This window comes from Persicimonas caeni (assembly GCF_006517175.1).
Taxonomy (GTDB): domain Bacteria; phylum Myxococcota_A; class Bradymonadia; order Bradymonadales; family Bradymonadaceae; genus Persicimonas; species Persicimonas caeni.
On the sequence record NZ_CP041186.1, the window covers coordinates 4,474,855 to 4,498,233 of the forward strand.

The following is a 23,379-nucleotide window of genomic DNA, read 5'->3' on the forward strand; positions in this document are numbered from 1 at the left end:
GGTCTTATTCGGCGGTTATTCGGATTGACATGATGGCGAAGCGGCGGTCCATCGAAGGCTCGCTATTGACAGATTGTCGTGCGAAAAGAGGGCGGCGTGCCATTGTGGCAACTCGGTTTCTAATCGGCTCCCAATCCCTGAACCGCCATCGACTCGTCGCACGTCTTCCAGAATAGCCGTCGACCCCCGCGCGTTGATTGACCACTGCTTCTGTTCTGTTTGAGAACCCCCCTGCGCCTATGTCACCACACGCCCAATCCAACACACCCGCGAAGACGCGAGCTTCCTCGAGCGCTACCTGAGCGTCTTCAAGTATAGCGGGCATGCCCTCGAGCTCGTCTGGTCGACGAGCAAGAAGCTGACGGTGTTGCTCGGCGTGCTCACGCTCATCGCCGGTGTGTTGCCGGCGGGCATCTCGTATGTGGGCAAGCTCATCGTCGACCAGGTGATCGAGGCGGCGGCGACGGGCGCGGCGGCCGACCGCACGCTCGCGTTCTGGTACGTCGGCCTCGAAGCCGCGCTCGTCATGGTCATGGCCGCCGCGCAGCGCGGGCTGTCGGTGTGCCAGTCACTCCTGCGCGCCCAGCTCGGCCACAAGGTCAACACGCTCATCCTCGAGAAGGCGCTCACCCTCGACCTGACGCAGTTCGAGGACAGCGAGTTTTACGACAAGCTCACCCGCGCGCGCCGTGAGGCGTCGTCGCGGCCGTTGAGCCTGGTCAAACGCACGTTCTCGCTCGTGCAAAACGCCATCACGCTCGTCAGCGTGGGCGGCCTGCTGTGGACCTTCTCGCCGTGGGCCGTGGTCATCTTGCTCGTGGCGGGCCTGCCGGCCTTTTTCGTGGAGACGAAATTCTCCGGCGAGGCGTTCCGGCTGTTTCGCTGGCGCTCGCCTGAGTCGCGAAAGCAGATGTATCTGGAGACGGTCCTGGCGCGTGAGGACTACGCCAAAGAGGTCAAGCTCTTCGGGCTGGGCCCGCTTCTGCTCGACCGCTACCGCGACATCTTCGAGCTCGTCTACGGCGAAGACCGTGACCTGACGCTCCGGCGCGGGTTCTGGGGCTTTACGCTGGGGCTGTTGAGCACCGCAGCGTTCTACGGGGCGTACGTGTGGGTGGTCGTGGCGACCATCAACACCGACATCACCCTGGGCGACATGACGATGTACCTGCTGCTCTTCAAGCAGGGCCAGTCGGCGGTGTCGGCCAGCCTGGAATCGGTCGGCGGGATGTACGAGGACAACCTGTACCTGTCGACGCTGTACGAACTGCTCGACGAGCCGGTGCCCGCCGCCGGCGAGGGCGTGCTCGTGGGCGACGCGCCCAGCGACGGGCTTCGCTTCGAGGACGTTTGGTTCTCGTATCCGGGCCAGGATGACTTCGCGGTGCGCGGCGTCGACCTGCACCTACCGCCGGGCCAAAAGCTCGCGCTCGTCGGCGAGAACGGCTCGGGCAAGACCACGCTCATCAAGCTGCTGACCCGCCTGTACAACCCGTCGAAGGGGCGCATTCTGCTCGACGGCACCGACCTTCGCGACTGGGACAGAGACAAGCTGCACGAGCGCATCGGCGTGATCTTCCAGGACTTCGTTCGCTACCAGTTCAAGGTCGGCGAGAATATCGGGGTGGGCGACGTCGAGGAGTTCGAAAACGAGGAGCGCTGGGAGCACGCCGGCGAGCGCGGCATGGCCGCGCCGTTCATCGAGAAGATGGACGAGGGCTACCACACCCAGCTCGGCCGCTGGTTCAAAGACGGCCGCGAGCTGTCGGGCGGCCAGTGGCAAAAGATCGCCTTGGCCCGCGCGTTCATGCGCCGCGGCGCCGACATCCTGGTCTTCGACGAGCCCACCTCGGCGATGGACGCCAGCGCCGAGGCCGAGGTCTTCGAGCGCATCAAAGACCTGACGACCGACCAGATCGCCATCCTCATCAGCCACCGCTTCTCGACGGTGCGCATGGCCGACCGCATCGCCGTGCTGCAACACGGCGAGATCACCGAGCTCGGCAGCCACGCCGAGCTGATGGAGCTCGGCGGGACGTATGCGCGATTGTTCAACCTGCAGGCGGCGGGTTATCGGTGAGGCGGCTTGAAGCATAGCCGCACCCTCGACGTCTCCCCGCGCACGAGGGGCGCGAGCTCCTCGGGGATCTCGTCCTCCACCCGGAACGCCTTGACGTAATAACTGCCCGTCTCGACGACCGGCAGGTCGTGGCGCTCGAGCCAGTCGTGCACGTAGGCGCGGCGCTCGGCGTCGACCGCCTGCATGGCGGCGATGTCGACCTCCATGAAGGCGCGCGCGGCGAGCTGGTTGTAAAAGTAGGTCAGCCAATTCCACTGGCGCTCGAAGCGCTCGTTGTACGGGTGGTCGGGGGGCACCAAGAAGACGCCGAGCTGCGAGGCGGTCAGCCCGAAGCCGCGCGAGAAGCTCACCGACAGAACGGACCCGTCGAGCACGGGCGCGAGCGCCTCGGCCACGCCGCGGCGCTCGTGGGCGTCGAGCGTCGGGAAGAGGTTGATATTGAGCAATCGATGCGTCGATTGGCCCAAGAAGTCGACCATCTCGTCGGTCAACTGGCCGTTGCGCACGCTCGGCAGGCACAAACACGCGAGCTCGGCCGGCGTGTCCGCGTCAAAGTGGATATTGTCTTCGCGGGTGCAGCCGACCAAAAAACCGTACCAGTCGCCCGGGAACAGGTGCACGCGCTGCCCGCTGGCGGCCACCGCCTCGACCAGATGCGTCATCAGGTCGACGTCGCTTCCCGCCGCGTAAACCTTCCAGTCGTCGAGCTTCCAGGCGCCCCCGGTCAGCTCGGCCAAGGTCGCCTTCAAGTAGTCGCCGAATTCGCCGCGCAAGAAGTCGAGCCCCTCGGTGTAGTGGTCGCTCAAGTGCGCCGCGCTCAAGCCCTCGGCCGCCTTGCGGTACGCGTCGGCGCCTGTTTGGTAGCCCATCGGCATGAGCGGTCGAAAATGCTCGACGCCCTCGTCGAGCACCGCTTCTAGGAGCTTTCGACCCGGTACAACAGGCTCTGACGATCCTCCAGGGAGGCGTAGACTCGCCCGTCGGACAACAGGTTGCATGAACGGGCGGTCTTGTGGCGCTTTTCCCATGTCGGCCTCGGCTCGTGGTAATAGCAGACTTGCAGGTCGTCGATGCGGCGGATCTTCGGGCCCCAGGGAAGCTCGTGGACGACTTCGCCGTCGCCCTTGTCTTCGTAAGAAAGAGGGTCACCGTGCGAAAAGGGGTCGAACTCCACCTGGTGCTCGCCCGCCCACAGGTCTTCGCCCGAGCCTCGAAAGACCGAGCGCTCGTAGGCGGTGTAGGTGTGCTTGAAGGTGAATTGGCGCACGCCGAAGGGGCGCAGCGCGTCGATATAGTCGAAGACGTCGTCGCGCGTCTCGACCCATCCTTGCGTCATGACGCAGGTCGCCCGGATGGTCAGGTCGCCGGCGCGCTCCATAAAGTCTGCCAGCGCCGGCGCGCCGTCGCCCATCAGCGCGCGATTCTTCGCGTCGTCGTGGTGGTGGCGCGACCAGCACAGGTAGCTCAGACCGGCGTCTCGCAGCCGTGCGGCGAGTTCGGCGGTCAGCAGCGTGCCGTTGGTGAAGCAGGCGATCTCGTCGAAGTAGCGCGCCCCGCGTCCGACGAGCCAGACGGTGTCGTCGGGGCGAAGCAGGGGCTCGCCGCCGCCGGTGATGACCAGGCGCGTGGCGCCGCGCGCTTTGGCGAACGCGTAGTAGCCGTCGACGTCCATCGTCCGCCAGTCGACGCGGTCGGCGTCGAGCGCGCTCACCGACGACTTCGAGAAGCAAAACGGGCAGTGGAGGTTGCACGCCATGCGCACCGGCAAGACGCTGCACGTCAAAAAGGAGCAGGCGTCCCAGTCGGCGTCGACCTGTGCTTCGGCTTGGGCGGCCTCGCTCGTCAAAGCGAACACTCCTCGAGCGCGGCGACCAGGCGGTCGCGACGCTCACGGGGCACATGGTGCCAGGCGGCGCACAGGTCGTTTTCGTCGATGTCGTGGCGCGCCATCAATTCCCGGGCGCGCATGCTCTTTTCGTAGTCGCCGCCCTGCAGCATCTTTCTTAGAGGCAGCGCCTTCTCTTCGGCGGCCCAGAACTCCTCGCACAGCGCCTCGAGCCGGGCGAGTTCGTGGCGGCGCTGCGTCTCGTAGCTCGTCCCACCGAACGCGTCGCGCAAGTCGGAGGTGTCGCGCGCGTCGGCGAGCATGCGGCCGGCGTCTTCGAGCGCGACGTCGCCGGGGACGAATCCGATGAGCGACGGGTCGATCATGCGCGTCGCGCGGCTCACGAACACCGTGTCGACGCCCGAATGCCACGGCTGCACGGCCAGCGGGCGCAGGAAGACGAGCCGGCCGATCTGTTCGTAGTCGGTGTAGGGCTCCTCATAATCAGCCGTGCGCATATAGGTCACCGGCGTCAGCGGGCCTGCGAGGCGAGTGAGCTCGCCGCGCAGGAACGTGACCATCGCCTCGAAGCCGATATCGCGAAAGAGCACCGGGCACGGCTCGTCGGGAGCCAGCGGCCGAAGCGTGGCGCCGGTGTGATAGCGGTAGCGCTTCAGGTCGTCGCTCGGGTAGCGCTCGGCGGCCGTGCTGCCGTCGGGGCTCCCCGAAATGCTGCCGTTGTAGTCGAGTGCGGTTTCGATCATCTGTCTGGGTTCGCGGGGCTCACCATTTGGAGCGTCGCCCCATCTGGGCCTCTTGCTCCTCTTGCAGCTTGCGAAGGTACGCCATGCGCTCCTCGGCCGAGCCCTTGGCACGCTCGGCCTCCTCGAGCAGGTTGGCGTAGTCGAGCTTTTCGAGCTTTTCGATCGACTCGGCCAACGTCTCGCCGCTGGGCGTGATGCCCAGGCGAATGTACAGGTGGCGCGCGAACTCCTCGCTGCGCACGCCGCTGTCGGCCAAGATGTCCATGGTCAGGAGGTCGGTCGCCTCGACGAGGTCGATAAAACCCTCACGTACGAATTGCTCGACGTCGCGGTCCCTGGCTAATAAGGCGAGATCTTCGGCGAGTCCGCCTCGGACGTTCAGCGCGAAGAGCGCCAGCGCCAAGCGCCGCCAGCTCGCCACGTCCCAGCCGGCGGTCATCCGGTCGAAGGTGTCCGGGGCGACCGGCGCAAGGCCGCCCTCGCGAAAGAAATCCGCCAGCCGCGCCCGCTCGAGCAGCGGCTCGGGCGTCGCGTCGACGAGTTCGCCTGCCTGATACTGCACGAGGCCCGTTACCAGCGGTCGCTCCACGGCGCGCTCCTGCAGTGCGGCGAAGCTGCCTTCGTCGCTCGAGGACTTGCCTTTTATCCAGTCGAAAAAGCCCATGGCGGAGAGATTGAGGGATCGCAGAGGCGAGTGATTGAGAAGCTGTGTCAGTGTTGGGGCGTCAGGTGGTTATTGTCGGCCTCGAAGAAGGCAAATGCAAGGTCGGCAGCCACCCTTGGGAAATCGTCGAGAGCGGTCACGCCGATGACCGTGGCGCCGTGTCGGCGATAAGCCTTGTCGTGATTGGGAAAGTCGTCGGGGAGGCCATACGGGGCCGTATGCTTGAGGATGACCACCTGCGCCGAACGGGTGCACGCCTCACCGAAGATGGAGGCGGTGTTGTCTCCGTCTTCGTAGTTTCGGTCGAAGTCATGATCGGTGATGATCACACGGATCGGTTGGCGCCCGCCGCATTCGGTGACCGACTCGCGCAGGCGCTCGAAGGGAAACTCGGTGCCCCCGCCGACGTAGTGCATCAAAAAGCGCGACATCTCGACCTCCGAGCGGCACCACTCCCAGTAGTCGACGTAGTGGTGCGAGTACATCAGCGCGCGGACGAACCCGCCGGCGCGGATGGTCCCCACGCATAAGATCTGGGCGGCCAAGGTCATCGCGTTGAGCGAGAAGCGCGGGTCGGGCATCGAGCCGCTCACGTCGAGGTAGATCTCCATGCGCGGCTGCCACATGGGCACCTCGTACCCCTCGATCTCGGCGATGCGCTCGCGCTCCAGGGGCAGCGCTCGGCCCAACTCTTCGCCTTGGGTCAAGAAGGTCTGCATCCAGTCGATGCTCCCGACCGGCCGGCCCGGCTCCCACTCGCGCATCGTGGTGGGCACGACCGCCTCGCCCAATGATGGCTGGGTGGGCGGGCGGAGCAAGAACTCCTCGGCCTTGCGCCGGTAGAACGCCGCCATGATTTCGGGGACCTTCTCGGCGTTGGCGCCGCCTACCCCCGGGAGCCCCCCGATGCGCCTCTCGAGCTCTTTGGCCCGCTCGAGATGCTCGCTATCGCCGATGCTCAACCAGCCTTCGTCGATGGCTCGTTGGATCGCCTCGAGCTCCTTGGCAGTGGGGATCAACGCGTCGGCCCAGTCCTCCGCCGATGGCTCGCCGACGAGGTCTTCGAGGGGGCGAAAGATCAAGATCGTCTTCTGCTTCTCTTCGGGCGGCTTGATATAGCGCACGAAGACCGACAAGAAGTAGGTGAACTGCGTGTAAATATTGGGCCCGAGCCGGTACAGGTTCTGGGCCAGAAGCTGCGCCTCGGCGCGATAATTCGGGTACTCGTCCTCGTAGTCGTCGGCGCAGCCGCCCATGAGCGTGTCGGGCTCGAGGCGCCACAACTCTTCGTAGACGGCCATGTAGAAGAAAAAGGCCGGGTCGTTCTGCCAGTGCTTCGGGTCGACGACGGCGCGGTACAGCCGGATAAACTCGTCGCGGTAGTCGTCGGCGAGGTGCTCGTTGATGAGCAGATCTTCGAAGAGATTGGTCAGCGAGTAGTTCTCGATGGGCACGAGCTGGCGCTGCAAGATGCGAAGCCTCGCCTCGACGGCCATCGACGCCGGCCAGCGCACGTGGTGGCCCAACTCGTGAGCCAAGAGCGCCTCGAGGCAATCGGAGACGCCTTTCTCCTCGAGCAGCGCCAGGTTGACCGACACCTGCCGCGTCCCCATGTCGATCTGGGCTGGGTGCTCGAGCGTGTCGTCGGCGAGCGGATCGCTCATCACCAAGAACTGCGACCAGCGCCGTTGCGCGTTATGCCAGGCCGTCGAGAGCTGATTCACGCGCACTCCGCGACCCAGAGGCGCTGTGAATCGACGGCGCTGACCACCACGAAGCCGGCGTCAGAGACGAGCTGGTTGTGCGGGTGGCTCAGGTAGGGCAGGGCGAGGTCATGTCGGCCGACCCGAAGCCGGCTGTCGGAGAGCTCTGGCTGCGGAGTCTCGTCCGACGGGTGGTAACGCCCCTCGACCTCAGTGTGGCCGAGCACGCGTACGGGCCCCCCGCGCCGCACGAAGACCGCCAGGCCCACATCGTCGCGCAGGCGATCGGCGACGTAGACCACGCTGGGGGTGAGCAGGTGCATCTCGCCGGGCAAAAAGTTGGCGTCGAAACGTGCAGGCTCGAGGATGTCGAGGGCGAGTGGGCCCTCCCAGCTCTGCGGCCGGTCCGGCTCGAGCACAGGCTGCAGGCATTGGGTTAGCCAGCCGGAGAGGTGTTCGGCTGCCTCGAAGTCGGTCGCGCAGGATCGCACGTAGGCGTCCATCCACGCCGGCTTGTCGAGCAGCCCTTCGCAGATATTCCACGTGTCGACGAGCACCTCGAGGCGTCTGTCCGGCGCGAGCTCGGGCAACCTCGCGGGCAACAGCTTGCCAAAGCAGCGGGTCAGAAAATTCGCCGCGTGGGTAAACGCGGGCGGCCCGTTGGGGGCCGTGTATCGAGTCGCATATTCGAGGGGCTGCTGCGTGACATAACCCTGACCGATCGCTTCGCCGAGCAGGTGCAGATAAGCCTCGGCGACCGCGAGCCGCTCGCCCGAGCCTTCAAGGGCGTCGAAGAGCGGCCGGCCGAGTTGGGCCTCGTAGGTCGCAAAGAGCTCGTCGTCCCAGTCGGCGAACCGCTCGGCGCCCTGCTCGGAGATGCGGCGAACGACGGTGTGGTAGGTCTTCATCCCGTGCTCCTCAGCTCCCGAGTCGTGCGTAAATCCCCTTCAGAAACATCACGTCTTCGTGCACCGGCGCGCTCAACTCGTGGCGATCGAGCAGCCACTTCATGCGCTGGCGTACCTCGTCGCGGCGCTTGGCGCGCTCGGCAGGCTGCAGGGCGTCGGCGCCCTGGGCGAGCGTGGCGAGCTTGCGCACCTCGTCGCGCGTCTGGCCGTAGGCGGCGTACTGGTCGAGCGCGCGCTCGAAGAGTTGTGAGATCCAGCCGGCGCGGTCGTTGGCGTAGGTGGCGTTTTCGGTCTTCTGGAAAAACGCGCTCTGCGGGTTTGGCTTGAGCTTGGCGAATAGAATCCACGGCGCCAGCGCCCGCACGTCGTCGAGCGACACCTTCGGCTGCCCGCGAAAAAACGCCAGCGCCTTGGCGTAGTGAAACAGCGCCTGGTAGGTGCGCGGCGAGATGCCCGTCTCGGCCTGCGAACAGATATGCGCCTGCTTGTCGAGCGGGCAGTCCTCGTTGCACACGTGGGCGAGCTTGCGGCCCGACAGATGCAGCGTGTCTTTGCTCATGCGCTCGAAGTCGGTGCTCGCCTGGCGGCAAAAGTCGAGCTGGCTGGCGAAGAAGCCCACGATCTCGCGCACCGCGTCGGGGATGGGCACCTCGCGCACCTGGCGGTCGACCTCGGTGAGCTCGTCGGCGCTGATGCGAATATTGTCGGGCAGCGCCTCCTCGGGCCGCTGAGCGCGGGCGATTCGCCGGTCGAGCACTTCGAGGTGCTCGCTGTGGAACGGCGTCGAGCGCACCACCGCGTCGAGCCGGTCTTTCAGCGCGGCGATCACCGGGAAGGTACCGCCGCCGAGGTCGTCGTTGGCGGTCAGGAACCACGCCGAACGACCCGTCTCGACGGTCTGCTCGTACATCTCGGCGTAGCCTTCGGCCATCAGGCTGAGCAGCGCCGACTGAGTCTTGGTGGGGATGCGGTTGTACTCGTCGATGATCTTGACCCGCCGGGTGATCCAATTTCGCCAGGCGACCCGAATCTCGTCGGTGCGCTCGGCGCGCACCAGCTCGGCAGGGAGCGGGCTTCCCAGGAGGTCGGTCACCGTGAGCTGCGGGTGGCCGTGCTGCACCGAGCGGCGCACCTCGTCGAGGCTGTCGCCGGCGATGAGCGCCATGAGCGTAGCCACCGTGGTCTTGCCGCGGCCCGGCGCGCCCAAAATAAGCAAGCGCCTCGAGGTCATCAGCGTCAGAATCGGCAGCAGCACGAACGAGGCGTACGCCTCGCCGTCGACCAGCGCCACCTTGCGGTCGCCCCCGCCGAGTTCGATGCGCGGACCGAACTCGACGTCGAAATACGACGTTCGAAGCGCCCGACGCACGATCCAGGCGTACGCCGCGCGCAATCGGTCCGTAGGCGAGCCCGTCCCGCGTTTCCCCAACGTGATATTCTTCCCGTCTGGCCCGTCGCCCACACGCGCTCGGCCATCGAGCAGCGAGGCGACCAGTGTTTTTGCGTCTGTCGGCATATCCTTCGCGCCCCGTTGTTCCAAATGGAAAGATGGCGAATGGTGCGATTATACTCGGCACGCGCCGTGACGCCACCTTGCTTGCCTTCTTGCTTGCTTTCTTGATTGCGCGCTTGGGAACATCCCCTATGGTCCGCCCCATCCTCCACATCTTGCTTCACTTCTTGGTCCCCGGCCTCGTCGCCCGCGCTGCCTGGCGCGAGCAGTGGAAGAAAGCCTGGCTGGTCATGGTCGCCACGATGATCGTCGACCTCGACCACCTGCTCGCCGACCCGCTATACGACCCCGACCGCTGCAGCATCGGCTTCCACCCACTGCATACTTGGCCCGCCTGGATCGTCTACACGGCACTGTGCGTGCATCCGAAGACGCGCTGGGTGGGCGTGGGGCTCGTCATCCACATGGTGCTCGACGCGGTCGATTGTGTGTGGATGACCTCTTTGGGATAGGGGGTGAACCTTTTGGAGTAGGGGGGAACCGCAAAGGTCGCGAAGTACGCAAAGGGAGCAAAGGTTCAGACCTCGTGGAGTCGAGCTTCTTAGCTTCTTAGCTTCTTAGCTTTTTAGCTTTTTAGCTTTTTAGCTTCTTAGCTTCTTAGCTTCTTAGCTTCTTAGCTTCTTAGCTTCCTCCGCGCTCTTCGCGGTTCCCCCCCACAGGTTGGATCGAGGTCGAGGCTTTTGCTAAGGTGCCCGCGTCCACCAAATAGCGAATTTTCGAGGCTCCATCATGATGCTCCGCACCGCACTCGCCGCCACTACGCTCGTTGCCTCCGCCATGGCCCTCTCGGGATGTATCGAGCTGGGGGAGCAAGGCTGCACGAGCGACGAGGAATGCCGCGGTGCGCGTGTCTGCGCGCCGTGGGGCGCGTGCGTCGACTCGGCGCGGGCGAATCTCGAGCCCGACGCCGGTACGGACGCCGACGTGCCCGACACCAACGTGCCCGATACCGCCGAGGCCGGGCCCGACATCGGCGAGGTGCCCCCGTACGACCTGCGCATCATGAGCGTGAGCGACGAATGCGACGGCGACCTCCGAACCGCCCAATTCGTGCTGCGCCCCGGCTCCGACGAAGAGTGGTGTGCCGAAGAGCCGGTGCGGCTCGTCGTCGACATCGAGGGGGCGCTCGACCTCAACAGCCAAACACCGGGCAGCACGACCCTCTTCGCCGACGGCATCTCGGTGACCGCCTGTGAGGAAGATACGTGCGTGGGCACCGACAACGGCGAACTTACCCTCGACTTCTATGTCCCGGGCGAAGTCATCACGGGCCGCCTGGTCGCCGAGTTCCAACGAGACGAGCGCGTCTCGCAGCGCATCTCCGGGCAGACCTACGATCTCGACATCGCCGATCTGCGGCCAAACTGGTGTGCCTACGCGGACGACGAGTGCCGGTTTTGATGAGTTGAGGCCTATGATGAAGTTGTTGTTCCAGTTCACCGATGTTCCGAGACGCGGCCAGGTTTGGAAGACCGAGCTCGACGTCGATTTGACGATTCACACCCGCCCGGCGCTCGTCGCCGCGCGAGATCGCTTCGCTCGCGCCTACGGGACGAATTACGCCCGCGAGGAGCTGCGCCGGGGGGTGATTCGCGGCCTGAAAGACTTCGGCTACAAGCTGGTCCCGCAGCTCGACATGACACTCCAAGAGCAGTTGTACGATCTTCGCTCGGAGGCGCGGGAGCACGCCATCGTCGCCAACGCAGCCATCGACGAGTATTGGCTCGAGGAGGCCGATTACCGCGCGGTGGAGCGAGGCCTGCTGGCTCATACTCTCGGCAACCCGTCGTCGACGGCGCGCTTTGTGCGCGATGTCGCCACCAAACTCGCCGAGCTCGATCCGGTCGACAGGATGCGCCACATCTACGCGGTCCGAGGGGCGTATCTGGGTGAGCGTTTGCCCTTCGCCCAGGCCGCCCCCGAGCTGCTGGCCGATGCGTTCGGCGGCGCGCAGGCCATCCCGCGCCTCGAGGGCCCCGCCGACTTGATGGACTCGGATGCGCGAGCGAATTACGAGCGGATCGTGGAGATCGGCAACGACACCCTCGCGTCGCTGCTGCTGGTCTGTCGAGCGTGCGGTGGGCCGATTAACGGCGATCAGCTCGACGTCGAAGAGCTGCGCCAGGCCCTGCTCGTCGACGTGATGGCGGGGCTGGCCCGGCGGCTGGTCGAAGACGACGAGTTCCTCGACACATTGATCAAGACCTGGGTCCTGCCCCGCGTCGAGGAGAGCTACGAACAGATGGACGAGCGCATCGACGAGCTCCTGGACCACCTGGCGCCAACGAGTGGCATCACCCGCGAGAAGTTCCTCGCCATGGATAGTTGCCCCGAGTGGCTCGAGCTGGCTGCCAGGCTCGGCTCGCCACTTCCCGAAGATATCCCCCGCCCCGATCGCTCGTCCTAATACATTTTAATCGGCCTCTTCGGGGCTCTTCGGCGGTTCTCCGGACCCGGATCCATGACCAGACCCGGAGCCGTGACCAGACCCGGCGCCGTGACCAGACTCGGATTTCTGGCGCCCGCGCCAGAGGCCCCCCTCACTAAACGCTTGCCAGCCCCACGGCACCCACTTCAACAGCCGGCTGACCAACCAGAAGGCCCACGCGAGCATCAGCACACGCCACACGAGCATGGGCAGCGAGACGATCGCCGGGGTGGCCAGCTCCGAGCCGCTGCGGTCGACGTACCAGCGCAACAGCGAGTCGAAGGAGTCGGCGCCGGCGACCTGCATGTCGACGTTGAAGAGCAGGTTGGTGTGCACGGCGGCGTACAAGGTGGCCGCCGCGGCGATGGTCATGCCGACGACGAAGAGCTGGACGAGGTCGAATTTCCACCACTTCTCGGGCGCCTTGGCCTTGCGCAGCGTGAGCACGGCGAACCAGCCGACGACCGGGATGAGCGCGGCGTAGGGGAGTTGGGACATGCCGATGACCAAGAGCATCCACTCCCAGGTCTGCAGCGGCAGGCCGCGCAGCCGGCCGAGCAGGACCGCGATGATGAGCAGGATGACCAGGTGCGACCAGAACATGACCGCCGGGCCCCACTGCGGGCCGATGGTGCGCAAGAGCCAGCGGTCCTGGCCGCGCTCGATGCGCAGCTCGACGTTGGCAGCCTGCGAGCCGATGTCGACCTGGGGCATCCGCTCGACAAAGCTTCGCTCCCACGGCTGTTGCCATTTGACCACGTAGGTGTGCTCGCCGGGGCGCACGGGCAGGTCGAGCTTGCCCTCTTCGAGGCGCAGGCTGCGCTCCTCGTCGTCGACGGTGGTGGTCTGCAGCTCGGCGCCCTCGGGGAGCGTGACCGTCTGCCAGCCGCCCTGCGAGGCGCGGATGGTCATCTCGAGGGTGGCCTCGAGCAGGCGCTTGCCGGGCTTGATGGTGTAGTCGACGTGCTCGACGGTCGACGATTGGCCCTCGGCGCCCGCGGGGCGCTCGACGCCGATGGTGAGCTTTTCGCCCGGCCACGGCTTCCAGGTGGGGCGGAAGACGCCGTCGTCGCCCAGAAGCTCGACGGGCGGAAGCTCCGAGAAGTTGCACCGCCAGATGCGGCTGCATTCGACGGTCCACGACTCCGACCACGGCTTGTCCTTGGGAGCGACGAGTTCGACCTGCGGGCGGATGGGCAGCTCGCTGACGTAGCTGACGGTGCTCTCGCCGCGCGGGAAGTCGACGAGCACCACGCCGTCTTCGACGCGAAGGCCGTCGCTGATGACGTTCTCGCCGTCGACGAGCGGGAGCTTGACCAGCTGCGGCCGCTCGGTATTCGGGCGGGTGACGGTCGTCTGCACCTTCCACGGGAGCCCCAGGCCGACGGTGCGGTGGACGCTGTACCAGGGCGGAAGCTCCGGGGTCTGCTGCACGCCCGACTGCCCTGCGCCCTGGGCGCCCGCGTCGCCGGACTGCTGCTGGCGGGTGAGCTGCAGCGAGTTGTCGGGCACGCCCTCGGGGCTGATGCCGTCGACGGTCCAGTCGTCGCTCGCAAAGGCGACCTGCTTGGGACGGGTGGCCGAATGGAACTGCACGGTGACCACGTTGCGGTTGGCCAGGCGGCCGCGCATCGTGACTGTGTGGCGGCCCTCGGGCAGGCGCACGATGGTCAGCCCGCCGGGATCGCGGCGCAGCTGGTCGGTCGCGATGCCGTCGACTGCGATCGACTCGATGAGCACGGCGTCGGCGGGGCCGGGCAGGTGCCAGCCCGAATCCTTCTGGGCGTGGACCTCGGCGCGCATCTCGAAGGCGAGCCCGTCGACCTCGATGTCGGCGCGGCTGACGACCACGCAGACCCCGTCGCATTTGCGCGCCTCGACCATGCGTTTTTGCAGCGTCTGGAGCATCTCGTCGTGGTCGCCCATCGGCTGGGCGTGCGCATCGCCACCTACACCGAGCACGCAACCGAGCACGAATGCGCCGGTCAGCAGCACTGCGCTCGCATGGACGAGCTTTTTCCACAGCTCGGCGGCGGTGTCCGAGCCGCTTGTGTCGTCGTCAGCGTCGCCTCGTTTGGGCCTGCGGCCGGCGATCTTGCTCGGGTCGAGCAACAACAGCAGGGCGAGCACGATGAGCAGGCCGACGCGCAAAAAGGCCAGCGCGCGGTTGATCGTCGGCGAGACGAGCCACAGGTCGATCTCGTGGTCCTTGTGGACCGGTCCGTTCCAGCGCAGCCTCCAGCTATTCCACGACCAGTCGGGCAGGCCGGGGCCGGTCTGGACGACCGCCTTGGGGTCGACCTGCTGAAGGTCGAGCTTGTTGCGCGAGCCCAGCCAACTCGCGGCCTTCTTCTTGTAAGGCTTTTCGAATTTGCGTTGGGCCGGGGCGCCTTCCATCGCGGCCTCGTCCGCCTCGCCGCCAAACTGGATCTCTTGTTCCACCGCCGATTCCGCAGCGGTGAACGGGGCGTTCTGCTTTTGGGCCAGGGTGAACGAGTAGTCGTCGTAGTCGCCGGTCTTGAACGCGCGGCGATCGACCTCGGGGTGCAGCCCCGCTCGGATCTGGTCGTGGGCGAAGCTGGCGAGGACGCCGAAGAGCACCAGAAGGGTGATGAATCGGTAGGTTTGCACGCCCTTGCGCCACCAACCCTCGGGCAGCACGCGCAGCAGCGCGATGGCGGCGACCAGGTGCAGCCAGACCCACATGGGCGCGCCGCTGTGGCCGTGGGTGAGCACCAGCGCCACGATCGCCAGCGGCGTCCAGCGCCAGCCCATCAGCTTGCCGATGCTCAAGGCGACCATGAGCACGAAGAAGAAGTCCCACAGGGTCCACGAGTCGAGCCAGGTGCCGTCGACCTCGTCGACGCCGCCGGCGGCAAAGAGCGTCCAGCCGGGCGGCAGGCTCAGCGTGGCGTCGAGTTGCTGGACGTCGTGGTCCCAGCCAACCGCACGCAGCGAGCCCGACGGCTCCTCGAGGCGCAGGTCGGCGGTCATATTCAGGTCCGACTCGCGCAGCTCGACGCCGCTGCGCTGAGTCTTGTCTGGTCCCGGTTGGGGGTTCTCGGTGATGAGCACATCATCGGTGCCCCGGTTGCTCACATGGCCCAGCTTGGCGGGGCCGGCGTAGTCGAGGCGCCAATCTTTGTGCAGCGTCCCCGTAAGTTGGTCGCGGATGGTGAAGCCCTGGCCGTCGACGTCGAGCCAGAAGTGACGGTCGAGGCGCACGACGTTGGGCGACGGGGTGACCCCGCGGCGGGTGACGTCGAGCTCGAGGGCCCCGCCCGGCTCGGCCAAAAAGGTGGTGTGGCCGCGCCACGCCTCGGGCAGCGAGGTGCGCGCCGGGTCGACCGTCTGCAGCCCGTCGAGCTCTACCGAGCGCACGACCTCGTCGGGCACCCAGATCCAGACCTCCTGCGGGTCGTAGAAGTCGGGCCCAGGCTCGGGCACCGCGATTTGCTCGATCCGGTCGCGGATCACCGCCTCGACGGTCACGTTATGGGTGCCGGGGCGGGCGTACACGCTCACCCGGCCGTCTCGGTCGACCTTGACCGGCAACCGGCTGTTGACAGCCACGGGCCGGCTCCCCTCGACGAGCACCTCACCCATGTCGATCTCACGCGCCTTGCCCGACACGTTGAGCTGGAGCTGGGTGATGACGCGCAGCGGCGAGCCGTCGTCGAGGCGGCGATAGATGGAGGTGCGGATGCTGTCGGCCTCGTCTTTGGGCGCCGCCGCCCCCGCGCTCTGCATCCACAGCCGCCCGTTGGCGTCGAGCTGCGGACGCTCGACCCTCGCACCGCCGACCTCCAAGCTCACTCGGCCAAGCTGCGTCGGCGCGGCGAGCACCTCGGGCACCGACGACCACACAAAGCGCCCCGTGATGCGATGCGCCCCGGCGTCGAGCGCGACGCTCGGAAAGCCGCCCGCGTCCTTGACGACGACCGCGCGAGCGTCGGCGGCGACCGACTGCGGCCAGTGGGTATTGTCCCCGGGCAACTGCACGTCGCCGCGCCGGGCGAGCCAGACGTTCATCTCGAAGGTCGCCCCGTCGTTGTCGGCGGTGATGGCCAGGGTACCCGGCCACACGCACAATCGCCCGCCGGCGGTGCCGTCGATCTGCGGGCAATCGAGGTCGGGCTGGTCGTACATCACCCAGTCGACCCACGGGCGCAGCGGCTCGGGTACCGGCGGCTCGACGGTCTGGGCGGTCGCGGTTGTGGCGCTCGCCCACACACAGAGGAGGGCGAGTAGCGAGAAGGCAAGGCGGCGAAACGGAGGCATCGTGGTGAATCCCGGGCTCGAGAGTGTGACCGTATGCACTCAGCTTTCGAGTCAACGGCCGGCGTTGTCAACTACCAACACAAACGGCCGGGCGGGCGGATGGATCTATTTTTGTGCGCTCGAGGCCGGTTTTTTCTCGCGTTGCGTCACGGGAGACGTATCTGGTCGTCGGGTTGGGCCGCGTAGTGTCGGGTGAGCCGTCTCTGGTCGTCAGGTTGGGTCGCGTGGTGTCGCGTGGGCTTTCTGCTCCTCGAAGATGGCTCACGTGGCGTCGAGCGGGCCGGCCGGGCGGCGTCGAAGGCTTACTTGGCGTCGAGCGAGCCAACCGGGCCATCCGGGACGCCCGCCCGACGGTGCGCGGGCTTTCCGGGCAGAGTGGGAGGGTCGGCGTGACGGTGCGCGGGTTTCCCGAGCAGAGTGGGAGGGGCGGCGTGGCGGTGCGCGGCCTTCCGAAGACCCCGTCGGGCTCGTCCCGCCGGTGAATGAGCCTGTGTAGCTAGAGAAGTGCAGTCTTCCGAAGACCCCGGCGGGCTCGTCCCGCCGGTGAAAGAGCCTGTGTAGCTAGAGAAGTGCAGTCTTCCGAAGACCCCGGCGGGCTCGTCCCGCCGGTGAAAGAGCCTGTGTAGCTAGATGTGGCCGCGCCCCGCCCGCCTCGCGCGCGCGACTTGCGAGTATGAACAGAGTTGCAGACATGATCCCTCCCCCTGGGTCCCACGGACCCCCCCCATTGACCAACCAAGACGTACCTCAGCGCTGCCTCCGCCCGCCTCGCTTCGTCCGCCCTCGTGGGGCGGCTCGGCAGGAGGTGTGGGCCAGGCCGGGGTGTCATCTCGTCAACGGGTGCGCATCCGCGAGGGCCGATCTCGAACGCGGCGCTGGGTGAGACGACGCGTCGGGGCCCTCATTATGGTTATCGGGGATTTGGCGGATTTGTTGCGGATTATTTTTGAAATCGGGGCGTGGTGGGGTTCTCGCGGGGGATGGCGCTGATGGTGGGGATTGGCGGATGAGGGTGATGGTGCTGATGGCGCTGATAGCGCGGATGGCGCTGATGGCGCTGAGCGCGGATGGGGTGATGATAGGCGGATTGGGCGCGGATGGGCGGGGATGATGGAGGATGCGCGGATGGTGGGTGGGGCGACCGGCGGCGTTAGCTGCGCAGGCTGATTCACCCGCGGGACAAGCCCGCGGGGGTCTTCACGTAACGATTCGCCTGGGCGCACATTCAAGCCCCAAGACCCACGACCGCGCCGCAGGCGCCGAGGCCCGCGCCGCAGGCGCCACGCATCACACGAAGATATTGACCGTCACAATCAGCACCACCAAAAAGAGCACCGTCATCGCCGTGCCGGCGCGCATGAAGTCTTTGACGCGGTAGCCGCCGGGTCCCATGAGCAGGGCGTTGACCTGGTGGGTGGGCAGCAAGAAGGCGTTGGAGGCGGCCAGGGCGACGATGAGGCCGAATTGGGCCGGGTCGGCGCCGACGCCTACGGCGACGTTGGCGGCCAGGGGCACGAGCAGGACCGTGGCGCCCACGTTCGAGATGGTCAGCGTGAAGACCGTGGTCACCAGGGCGATGACCAGCTGCATGCCCCACGGGGGCAGGCCGCCGGCGGCGTTGATGACGTTCTCGGCGATCCAGGCGGCGGTGCCCGTGTCCTCGACGGCCTGGCCCAGGGGGATGAGGGCGGCGAGCAGGAAGATGGTCTTCCAGGAGACGGCGCGGTAGGCCTCGTCGGCGGTGAGCACGCCCGAGACGAGCACGATGCCCGCGCCGACCATCAGGGCCAGCGAGAGCTGCAGGCTGGTGAAGATGACCAGGCTCAGCGACAGCGCGAAGGCGCCCAGGGCCCACCACATCTTGTTGGTGCGCGGCGGCTCGGTGGGGTAGTCGGAGAGGATGACGAAGGCGGGCTGCTTGGCCAGGTTGTCGAGGTGGCCCCAGGGGGTGAACAGCACGAGCACGTCGCCGGCTTCGAGTTTGACCTGGCGCAGGTCGTCGGTGATGACTTTGCCGTTGCGGTGCACCGCCAGAAGGGTGACGTCGTACAGCTCGCGCAGGCGCAACTCGCGCACCGTGTTGCCCACTGCGTCGCCGCCCGGGCGAATGATCACCTCGGCCAAGCCGGCGTGCTCTTTGTCGTGCAGGATGGTGAAGGGGTCGCTCTCGACGGGGTTGAGGCCTTGCTCCGCGGCGAAGGCTTCCACGGCGCGGCCGTCGCCGACCAGCCCCACCACCATGCCCGGCTCGATGATGTAGTCGCGGTAGGGGGCGATGGTCAGCCCGTCGCCGTCGTGTACGGCGACCACGAGGATGCCCTCGTGCTCGGCCTCGATGTCGGCGACTCGCCGATGGAGCAGGTCGCTCCCCTCGGGGACCAGGTAAGCGCGGATATCTTGGTCGAGTCCGTAGATGGCGGCGATGCCGGGCAAATCGGCGTGGGCGTCGCGGTCGGCTGCTTTGTTGGGCAGCAGCCATTTGCCCGCGAAGGCAAAGAGCAGGATGCCCGAGATGACGAGCGTCACGCCAATCGGCGTCGGGGCGAACAGCCCGTAGGGCTCGATCTCCACGTTCAGGTTGCTCGCCGTCGAGGCGAGCAGGTCGTTGAGGAGGATCAGGGGGCCGGAGGCGACCAGGGTCATCGTGCCGCCCAGGATGGCCGCAAAGCCCATGGGCATCAGCAGGCGGCTCACCGGAATCTTGGTACGCTCCGACAGACGCTCGGCGACCGGCAAGAAGAGCGCGGCGGCGCCGATATTCTGCATAAACGCGCTGATGGTGGCCACCGCCGTCGAGATAAGCGACGAGATGCGCCCCTCCGTCTTGCCGCCGATGCGCAGCAAGAAGGCCGCCACGCGTCGCATCACCCCGACCCGGTCGAGGCCCGCGCCCAAAATCATCACCGCGATGATCGAAATCACCGCGTTCGAGGCGAAGCCGGCGAAGAGGTCGTCGGCCCCCACCAGCCCCGACAGGCCGATGACGACCATGATGATGATGGCCGCCACGTCGATGCGGACGACCTCGGTGACAAAGAGTGTGACGGCGCCGGCCAGGATGGCTAGCACCATGATCATTTCAAAGGTCAACGCTTCCAAGATTCATCCCTCGCTTCAGGTTCATTTGGTTCGGGCCATGACGCCCGTCGGGAGAGGTCGTTTGCACAAAGCGGGCCAGCCTCGAAATTTCTTTGGTGCAGGCGATTACGCCGATGGTGGGACCCCCGAGGGCGCGCGGCCTGTTGCGGGTCGTTTCGACGGGATGTTTCACATTGAAACGTGTTTGCGAGCGCAAATGAATTGCCCCTTCACCATTGAAGCTCATCCTCGTACGCTTACGTTGTAGCCCAATGGGTATATGTACTCCTTTCGAGCATGATTCTGACGGAGTGAGACTGTGGCACAGCAAAGTGAGCAGCACGACATCGCCGAAGAATTGATCGAACGTCTCCAAAAGCAGGGCCCGGCCCCCGGCGGCGAGTTCAACGAGTCGATGGCGGTCAGCCCGATCGATATCCCCGACGACTTCGACATCGACGTGAAGTCGATTCGAAAGCGGCTGGGCCTGTCGCAAACCGAGTTCTCGCGCGCCTACGGCTTTTCGGTGCACACGCTGCGCAAGTGGGAGCAGGGCGTGCGCCGGCCGGAGAAGTCGACGCGGCTCTTCTTGCTGATGATCCGCGACATGCCCGAGATCGTGCAGCGCTACCTCAATTGGCTCAGCTCGAGCGCGCGTCCCGACGGGTCCTGAGCCCCGAGCGGCGCCCATCGGCTTGCTGTGAGGCGGCGCGCCCCCACGTTCATAGACGACCACTTGTGATAGACGACGCATTGACTCGTCTCGTGGACACGGAGGCTCGCATGAACTGGAAAAGGTGGGACGTCCATCATCGCCGCTGGCAAGATATCCTGGCGTTTGTCGCCGGATGCTGGCTCATCGCCACGGTGATGGCGCAGATTTCGACGGTCATGGCCCCGGTGGGCTGGATGGCGTTTATCGGCGGCGCGCTCGCCTTTCTGATGACCGCGGCCGCACTGCAAGACGACAGCCCCGGCTACTCCTGGGCGGCCGCCGCCGGCGGGTTGATTGCGGTCGGAGGGGCTTTCATCGCGCTCGCCTTCGGCCATATGTTCACCTTCTTGAGTCTGGTCATCGGCGGCGGGGTCGTGCTCCTCTTGGAGGTCTGGAGCGCCGCGCTCAAACGCCGCGCGCACGAGCCCTCGAGACGGCGCGTGGGCACCGCGCGTCCCGTGCGTACCTGATTCACACGCGGGGCTCATCCCCGCGAAGACACCCCCGCATGACCATAACGAAGAGCGCGTCGGCGTCGTCTGCACCGGCGCGCTCGTCGAGCACGACCGGCTTGTAGACCGCCGGCGCCGTCAGCAGGTCGACGAGCATCGTCGGGTCGACGTCCTCGCGAAGCTTTCCCTGCTCGATGGCCCGCTCGGCCAGCGCCCGTGCATGGTCGCGCATCGGCGTGACGAAGCGCTTGTGGAACGCGTCGGTCAGCTCCGCCTCGCGCAGCAACGCCGCCGGCGCCATCGGGAGCTCCGTGTGGGCGCGCCCGGCCACCCGGGCATAGAACTGCGCCACCACGCTGCGCAGGTCGGCGAGCGCGTCGCCGGTCTCCTCGAACTCGCGGGGCACGACCTGCTCGGCGATGGCGTCCAACACCATCTCGGCCTTCGAATCCCACCTTCGGTAGATGGTCGTCTTGGCGACTCCAGCGCGCTGCGCCACGTCGACCATCGTCAGCCCGTGGTAGCCGAGCTCGTCGAGCAGCTCGAGGGTTGCTTGCCGAATCGCCTCGCCACGCGCCGGGTCGCGGGGGCGTCCTCGCCCGGGTCTCGAACTCTCCTGCTGCGGCATAGTCTCCTCCTTCATGTAGCTCGTATCCGTCTAGAACGTGCCCACGGGTGCAGGCCGGGCAACACTCGTCCACCCCCTGTCGCCACCTTCCCATCCCACACACCTTGGCGTATAGTCGGGCCATTCATTTTTAGAGGAGTATGCACGTCTTCGCGCCCTGTCGGCGTGTACTGATCGATACAGGACGATGAATGCGGATGCGCTCGACGATGCCGGGCCACATGTGGCGATTGCAGGGGCACCGAGCGCCGTCCGCCGCCGGCCGCCCCTCGCTGACGCTCGGCGCCACGGCGGGCACGACGCACGTGATTGTGGTCGACTCATTGCACAACGCCGGGTTAAGGCGTTACGTGCTCAAAATCAACAATTGGTGAAGTAGTGTTTGGTGATATCTGTCATGAGTGATTCCAACCCGCTGCCCGAGCGCGGCGTCTCCGCGCGGATGACGACGCTTCTACTCCTCGTCGGCCTCGTCGGCACAATTTCGACTGGCTGTGACAGCCTGTATCGCGACCTCGACGAGGTCGAGTTGCGCGAGGCCGACGCCGCCTCGGATGCCGACGTTCTCGACACAGGCGACACGGCCGATGTCGCCGACGCCGTCGACGCCGTCGATGCGGACGAACCATCCGACGCCACGGATACGATCGAGCCCACCGACGCAGCGGACGTCGCCGACGCGACTGATGCGTCTGATGCATCGGATACTGCAGACGTCGCGCGCGACGCCGATGCCCAGTCCTCCTGCGATGCAGGCGGCGATATTTGCGACGGCGGCGACATAGACAAGATCATCGACCTCGACAGCTACGCCCGCACCACCTGTGGGCGGCGTCAGTCAGGGAGCGTGGTGTGCTGGGGCGAGGGAAGCAACGGGCAAATCGGCCACGGCAGCAGGGACGACGCGCCGCTGCCCACCGAGGTGGTCGGCATCAGCGACGCCCAAGAGCTCACCGTGGGGGCGAACCACAGCTGCGTGGTCGATTCGGCGGGGGCGGTCTTTTGCTGGGGCGACAACGCGCACGGCCAACTGGGACTCCCCTCATCGGTGGGCGAGTCGCCGACACCCGTCGAGATTACCGCCGCAGCGGGCGTGACGGACTTGAGCGCGGGCAGCGGCTTTACGTGCGGTATCGACGCTGCGGGCCAGGCCGTCTGCTGGGGGCGCAACAATGACGGCCAACTCGGCCGCGGGACCACGAGTGCTTCGGAGGCACGCGGGCCGGTCTCCGGGCTGACCGACGTCGTCGACGTCGAGGCGAGTGAGCAGTTTGCCTGCGCGGTCAAGAGCGACGGCACGGTGTGGTGCTGGGGCCTCGACGGCGACGCTCAGCTGGGCAACGGGACGAACCAGGGCACCACCTCGACGCCCACGCAGGTGGTCGGCCTGGCTGACGTCGAAGAAATCAGCTTGAACAGCAAGACGGGCTGTGCTCGCCAGCAGAGCGGCGCGGTGTGGTGCTGGGGCGAGACGTGGGGCGGCGTGACGGGCAGCAGTTCGGCTCCCGGAGATGAGACGCATGTGCCCGTGCAGACCGACATCATCGACGACGCCGAGAAGCTCTTCTCCGGCAGCTATCACAACTGTGCGCTGCGGGCGTCGGGCGAGCTGTGGTGCTGGGGCAAAGGTGGAGTCGGTGAGCTGGGGCTCGGCTCGGCGGCCGACAAGCCGGCGCCCGTGCAGATCCCGTTCTACGTGGGCAAGACCGTCGTCGACGCGTCCGGCGGCGGGGCGTTTACCTGTGTGGTGGTCGACACCGGCCGGGTGTACTGCTCGGGAGCAGGCGAGAGTTTGGATGCGCGCGTGCTGGGCGACAACCAGCACCCCGACGGGGCCCAGCCCCGCTACGCCCCGACGCCGGTGGCCACGATTGCGCCCATCGACGACGAGCTCAACCTTTGTCGCGACGGGCTCGACAACGATGGCCAAGACGGCGCCGATTGCGCCGATCCCGATTGCGCCAGCGACCTGGGCTCGACTGTGGGCCAGTCGGTCACAACCGGCTTTTTCAGCGGCGCCGAGGGCAATCACTTCGTGGGCTCGTGCGGCACCGACACGAACGGTCGCGAGCGGGTCTTCACGTGGACCGCTCCGTCGACGGCCGAATACACGCTGACCACCGAGGGCTCGGGCCTTTCCACGGTGCTCTACGTGCTCGACACCTGCGACGAGAGCGCGGCGGGCGCCGAAATTGCCTGCGACGTGGCCTCGGCGGCCGACGGGCGCTCGTCGCTCACACTCAGCGCCACGGCGGGCGAGACGTATGTGATCGTGATCGATACACCCTCGAATGCCGGGCTAGGTACCTACGTGCTCAGCATCAACGACTGACATTTCGA

General features: G+C 66.5%; 18 protein-coding genes. 8 read left to right on the forward strand and 10 right to left on the reverse strand.

Annotated features, from left to right (window positions below):
- The first annotated feature begins 256 nt into the window (after positions 1–256).
- Complete coding sequence (locus FIV42_RS16495; protein WP_141198751.1) at positions 257–2,080, forward strand: ABC transporter ATP-binding protein; 1,824 nt, start codon at positions 257–259, stop codon at positions 2,078–2,080.
- Here FIV42_RS16495 and FIV42_RS16500 read toward each other — a convergent pair.
- The 7 genes from FIV42_RS16500 to FIV42_RS16530 are packed head-to-tail and all read right to left on the reverse strand — an operon-like array spanning position 2,071 to position 9,460.
- Positions 2,071–2,991: a PLP-dependent aminotransferase family protein gene (locus FIV42_RS16500; RefSeq protein ID WP_141198752.1), complete on the reverse strand. Its 921-nt coding sequence runs from the start codon at positions 2,989–2,991 to the stop codon at positions 2,071–2,073. The two genes, FIV42_RS16495 and FIV42_RS16500, sit on opposite strands and share 10 nt — an antisense overlap.
- Positions 2,992–2,996: 5 nt before the next feature.
- On the reverse strand, positions 2,997–3,926 hold the full coding sequence (locus FIV42_RS16505) for a radical SAM protein (RefSeq protein ID WP_141198753.1): 930 nt from the start codon (positions 3,924–3,926) through the stop codon (positions 2,997–2,999).
- Positions 3,923–4,669: a hypothetical protein gene (locus FIV42_RS16510; RefSeq protein ID WP_141198754.1), complete on the reverse strand. Its 747-nt coding sequence runs from the start codon at positions 4,667–4,669 to the stop codon at positions 3,923–3,925. The genes FIV42_RS16505 and FIV42_RS16510 overlap by 4 nt, the downstream gene beginning before the upstream one ends.
- Before the next feature lie 19 nt (positions 4,670–4,688).
- Positions 4,689–5,333 (reverse strand): hypothetical protein, encoded by a 645-nt coding sequence (locus FIV42_RS16515; RefSeq protein ID WP_141198755.1) that lies wholly within the window; start codon positions 5,331–5,333, stop codon positions 4,689–4,691.
- A 47-nt stretch (positions 5,334–5,380) separates the two neighbouring features.
- The gene (locus tag FIV42_RS16520) at positions 5,381–7,057 is read right to left on the reverse strand and encodes a hypothetical protein (RefSeq protein WP_141198756.1); all 1,677 of its coding nucleotides are present in this window, start codon (positions 7,055–7,057) and stop codon (positions 5,381–5,383) included.
- Entirely contained in the window at positions 7,054–7,944 is an 891-nt protein-coding gene (locus tag FIV42_RS16525; protein WP_141198757.1) for a hypothetical protein, read from the reverse strand. Before FIV42_RS16525 ends, FIV42_RS16520 begins: the two co-directional genes overlap by 4 nt.
- A 10-nt stretch (positions 7,945–7,954) precedes the next feature.
- Positions 7,955–9,460, reverse strand: a complete 1,506-nt coding sequence (locus FIV42_RS16530; protein ID WP_141198758.1) for an AAA family ATPase — start codon at positions 9,458–9,460, stop codon at positions 7,955–7,957.
- 128 nt (positions 9,461–9,588) lie between these two features.
- Here FIV42_RS16530 and FIV42_RS16535 point away from each other — a divergent pair, with 128 nt between their 5' ends.
- The 3 genes from FIV42_RS16535 to FIV42_RS16545 all read left to right on the forward strand — a co-directional run bounded on the left by FIV42_RS16535 (position 9,589) and on the right by FIV42_RS16545 (position 11,864).
- Complete coding sequence (locus FIV42_RS16535; RefSeq protein ID WP_141198759.1) at positions 9,589–9,909, forward strand: DUF6122 family protein; 321 nt, start codon at positions 9,589–9,591, stop codon at positions 9,907–9,909.
- Positions 9,910–10,186: 277 nt separating this feature from the next.
- Positions 10,187–10,858, forward strand: a complete 672-nt coding sequence (locus FIV42_RS16540) for a hypothetical protein (RefSeq protein WP_141198760.1) — start codon at positions 10,187–10,189, stop codon at positions 10,856–10,858.
- Between the two features lie 16 nt (positions 10,859–10,874).
- On the forward strand, positions 10,875–11,864 hold the full coding sequence (locus FIV42_RS16545) for a hypothetical protein (RefSeq protein ID WP_141198761.1): 990 nt from the start codon (positions 10,875–10,877) through the stop codon (positions 11,862–11,864).
- A 6-nt stretch (positions 11,865–11,870) separates the two neighbouring features.
- On the opposite strand, the gene FIV42_RS16550 is transcribed toward FIV42_RS16545, so the two are convergent.
- Entirely contained in the window at positions 11,871–16,166 is a 4,296-nt protein-coding gene (locus FIV42_RS16550; RefSeq protein ID WP_141198762.1) for a hypothetical protein, read from the reverse strand.
- Positions 16,167–17,453: 1,287 nt separating this feature from the next.
- Positions 17,454–19,238, reverse strand: a complete 1,785-nt coding sequence (locus FIV42_RS16560) for an SLC13 family permease (protein WP_222615252.1) — start codon at positions 19,236–19,238, stop codon at positions 17,454–17,456.
- A 325-nt stretch (positions 19,239–19,563) separates the two neighbouring features.
- Between FIV42_RS16560 and FIV42_RS16565 the strand changes: the two genes are divergently transcribed.
- Together FIV42_RS16565 and FIV42_RS16570 are read left to right on the forward strand one after the other, a co-directional pair.
- Positions 19,564–19,917, forward strand: coding sequence for a helix-turn-helix domain-containing protein (locus FIV42_RS16565; protein ID WP_141198763.1), 354 nt, complete (start codon positions 19,564–19,566; stop codon positions 19,915–19,917).
- 110 nt (positions 19,918–20,027) lie between these two features.
- Positions 20,028–20,429 (forward strand): hypothetical protein, encoded by a 402-nt coding sequence (locus tag FIV42_RS16570; RefSeq protein ID WP_141198764.1) that lies wholly within the window; start codon positions 20,028–20,030, stop codon positions 20,427–20,429.
- Between the two features lies 1 nt (position 20,430).
- Here FIV42_RS16570 and FIV42_RS16575 read toward each other — a convergent pair whose 3' ends face one another.
- Positions 20,431–21,054: a TetR/AcrR family transcriptional regulator gene (locus FIV42_RS16575; RefSeq protein ID WP_141198765.1), complete on the reverse strand. Its 624-nt coding sequence runs from the start codon at positions 21,052–21,054 to the stop codon at positions 20,431–20,433.
- Between the two features lie 182 nt (positions 21,055–21,236).
- Here FIV42_RS16575 and FIV42_RS30190 point away from each other — a divergent pair, with 182 nt between their 5' ends.
- Both FIV42_RS30190 and FIV42_RS16580 read left to right on the forward strand, forming a co-directional pair.
- The gene (locus tag FIV42_RS30190; RefSeq protein ID WP_168210705.1) at positions 21,237–21,413 is read left to right on the forward strand and encodes a hypothetical protein; all 177 of its coding nucleotides are present in this window, start codon (positions 21,237–21,239) and stop codon (positions 21,411–21,413) included.
- 23 nt (positions 21,414–21,436) lie between these two features.
- Positions 21,437–23,371, forward strand: coding sequence for an RCC1 domain-containing protein (locus FIV42_RS16580; RefSeq protein WP_141198766.1), 1,935 nt, complete (start codon positions 21,437–21,439; stop codon positions 23,369–23,371).
- Positions 23,372–23,379 lie beyond the last annotated feature (8 nt).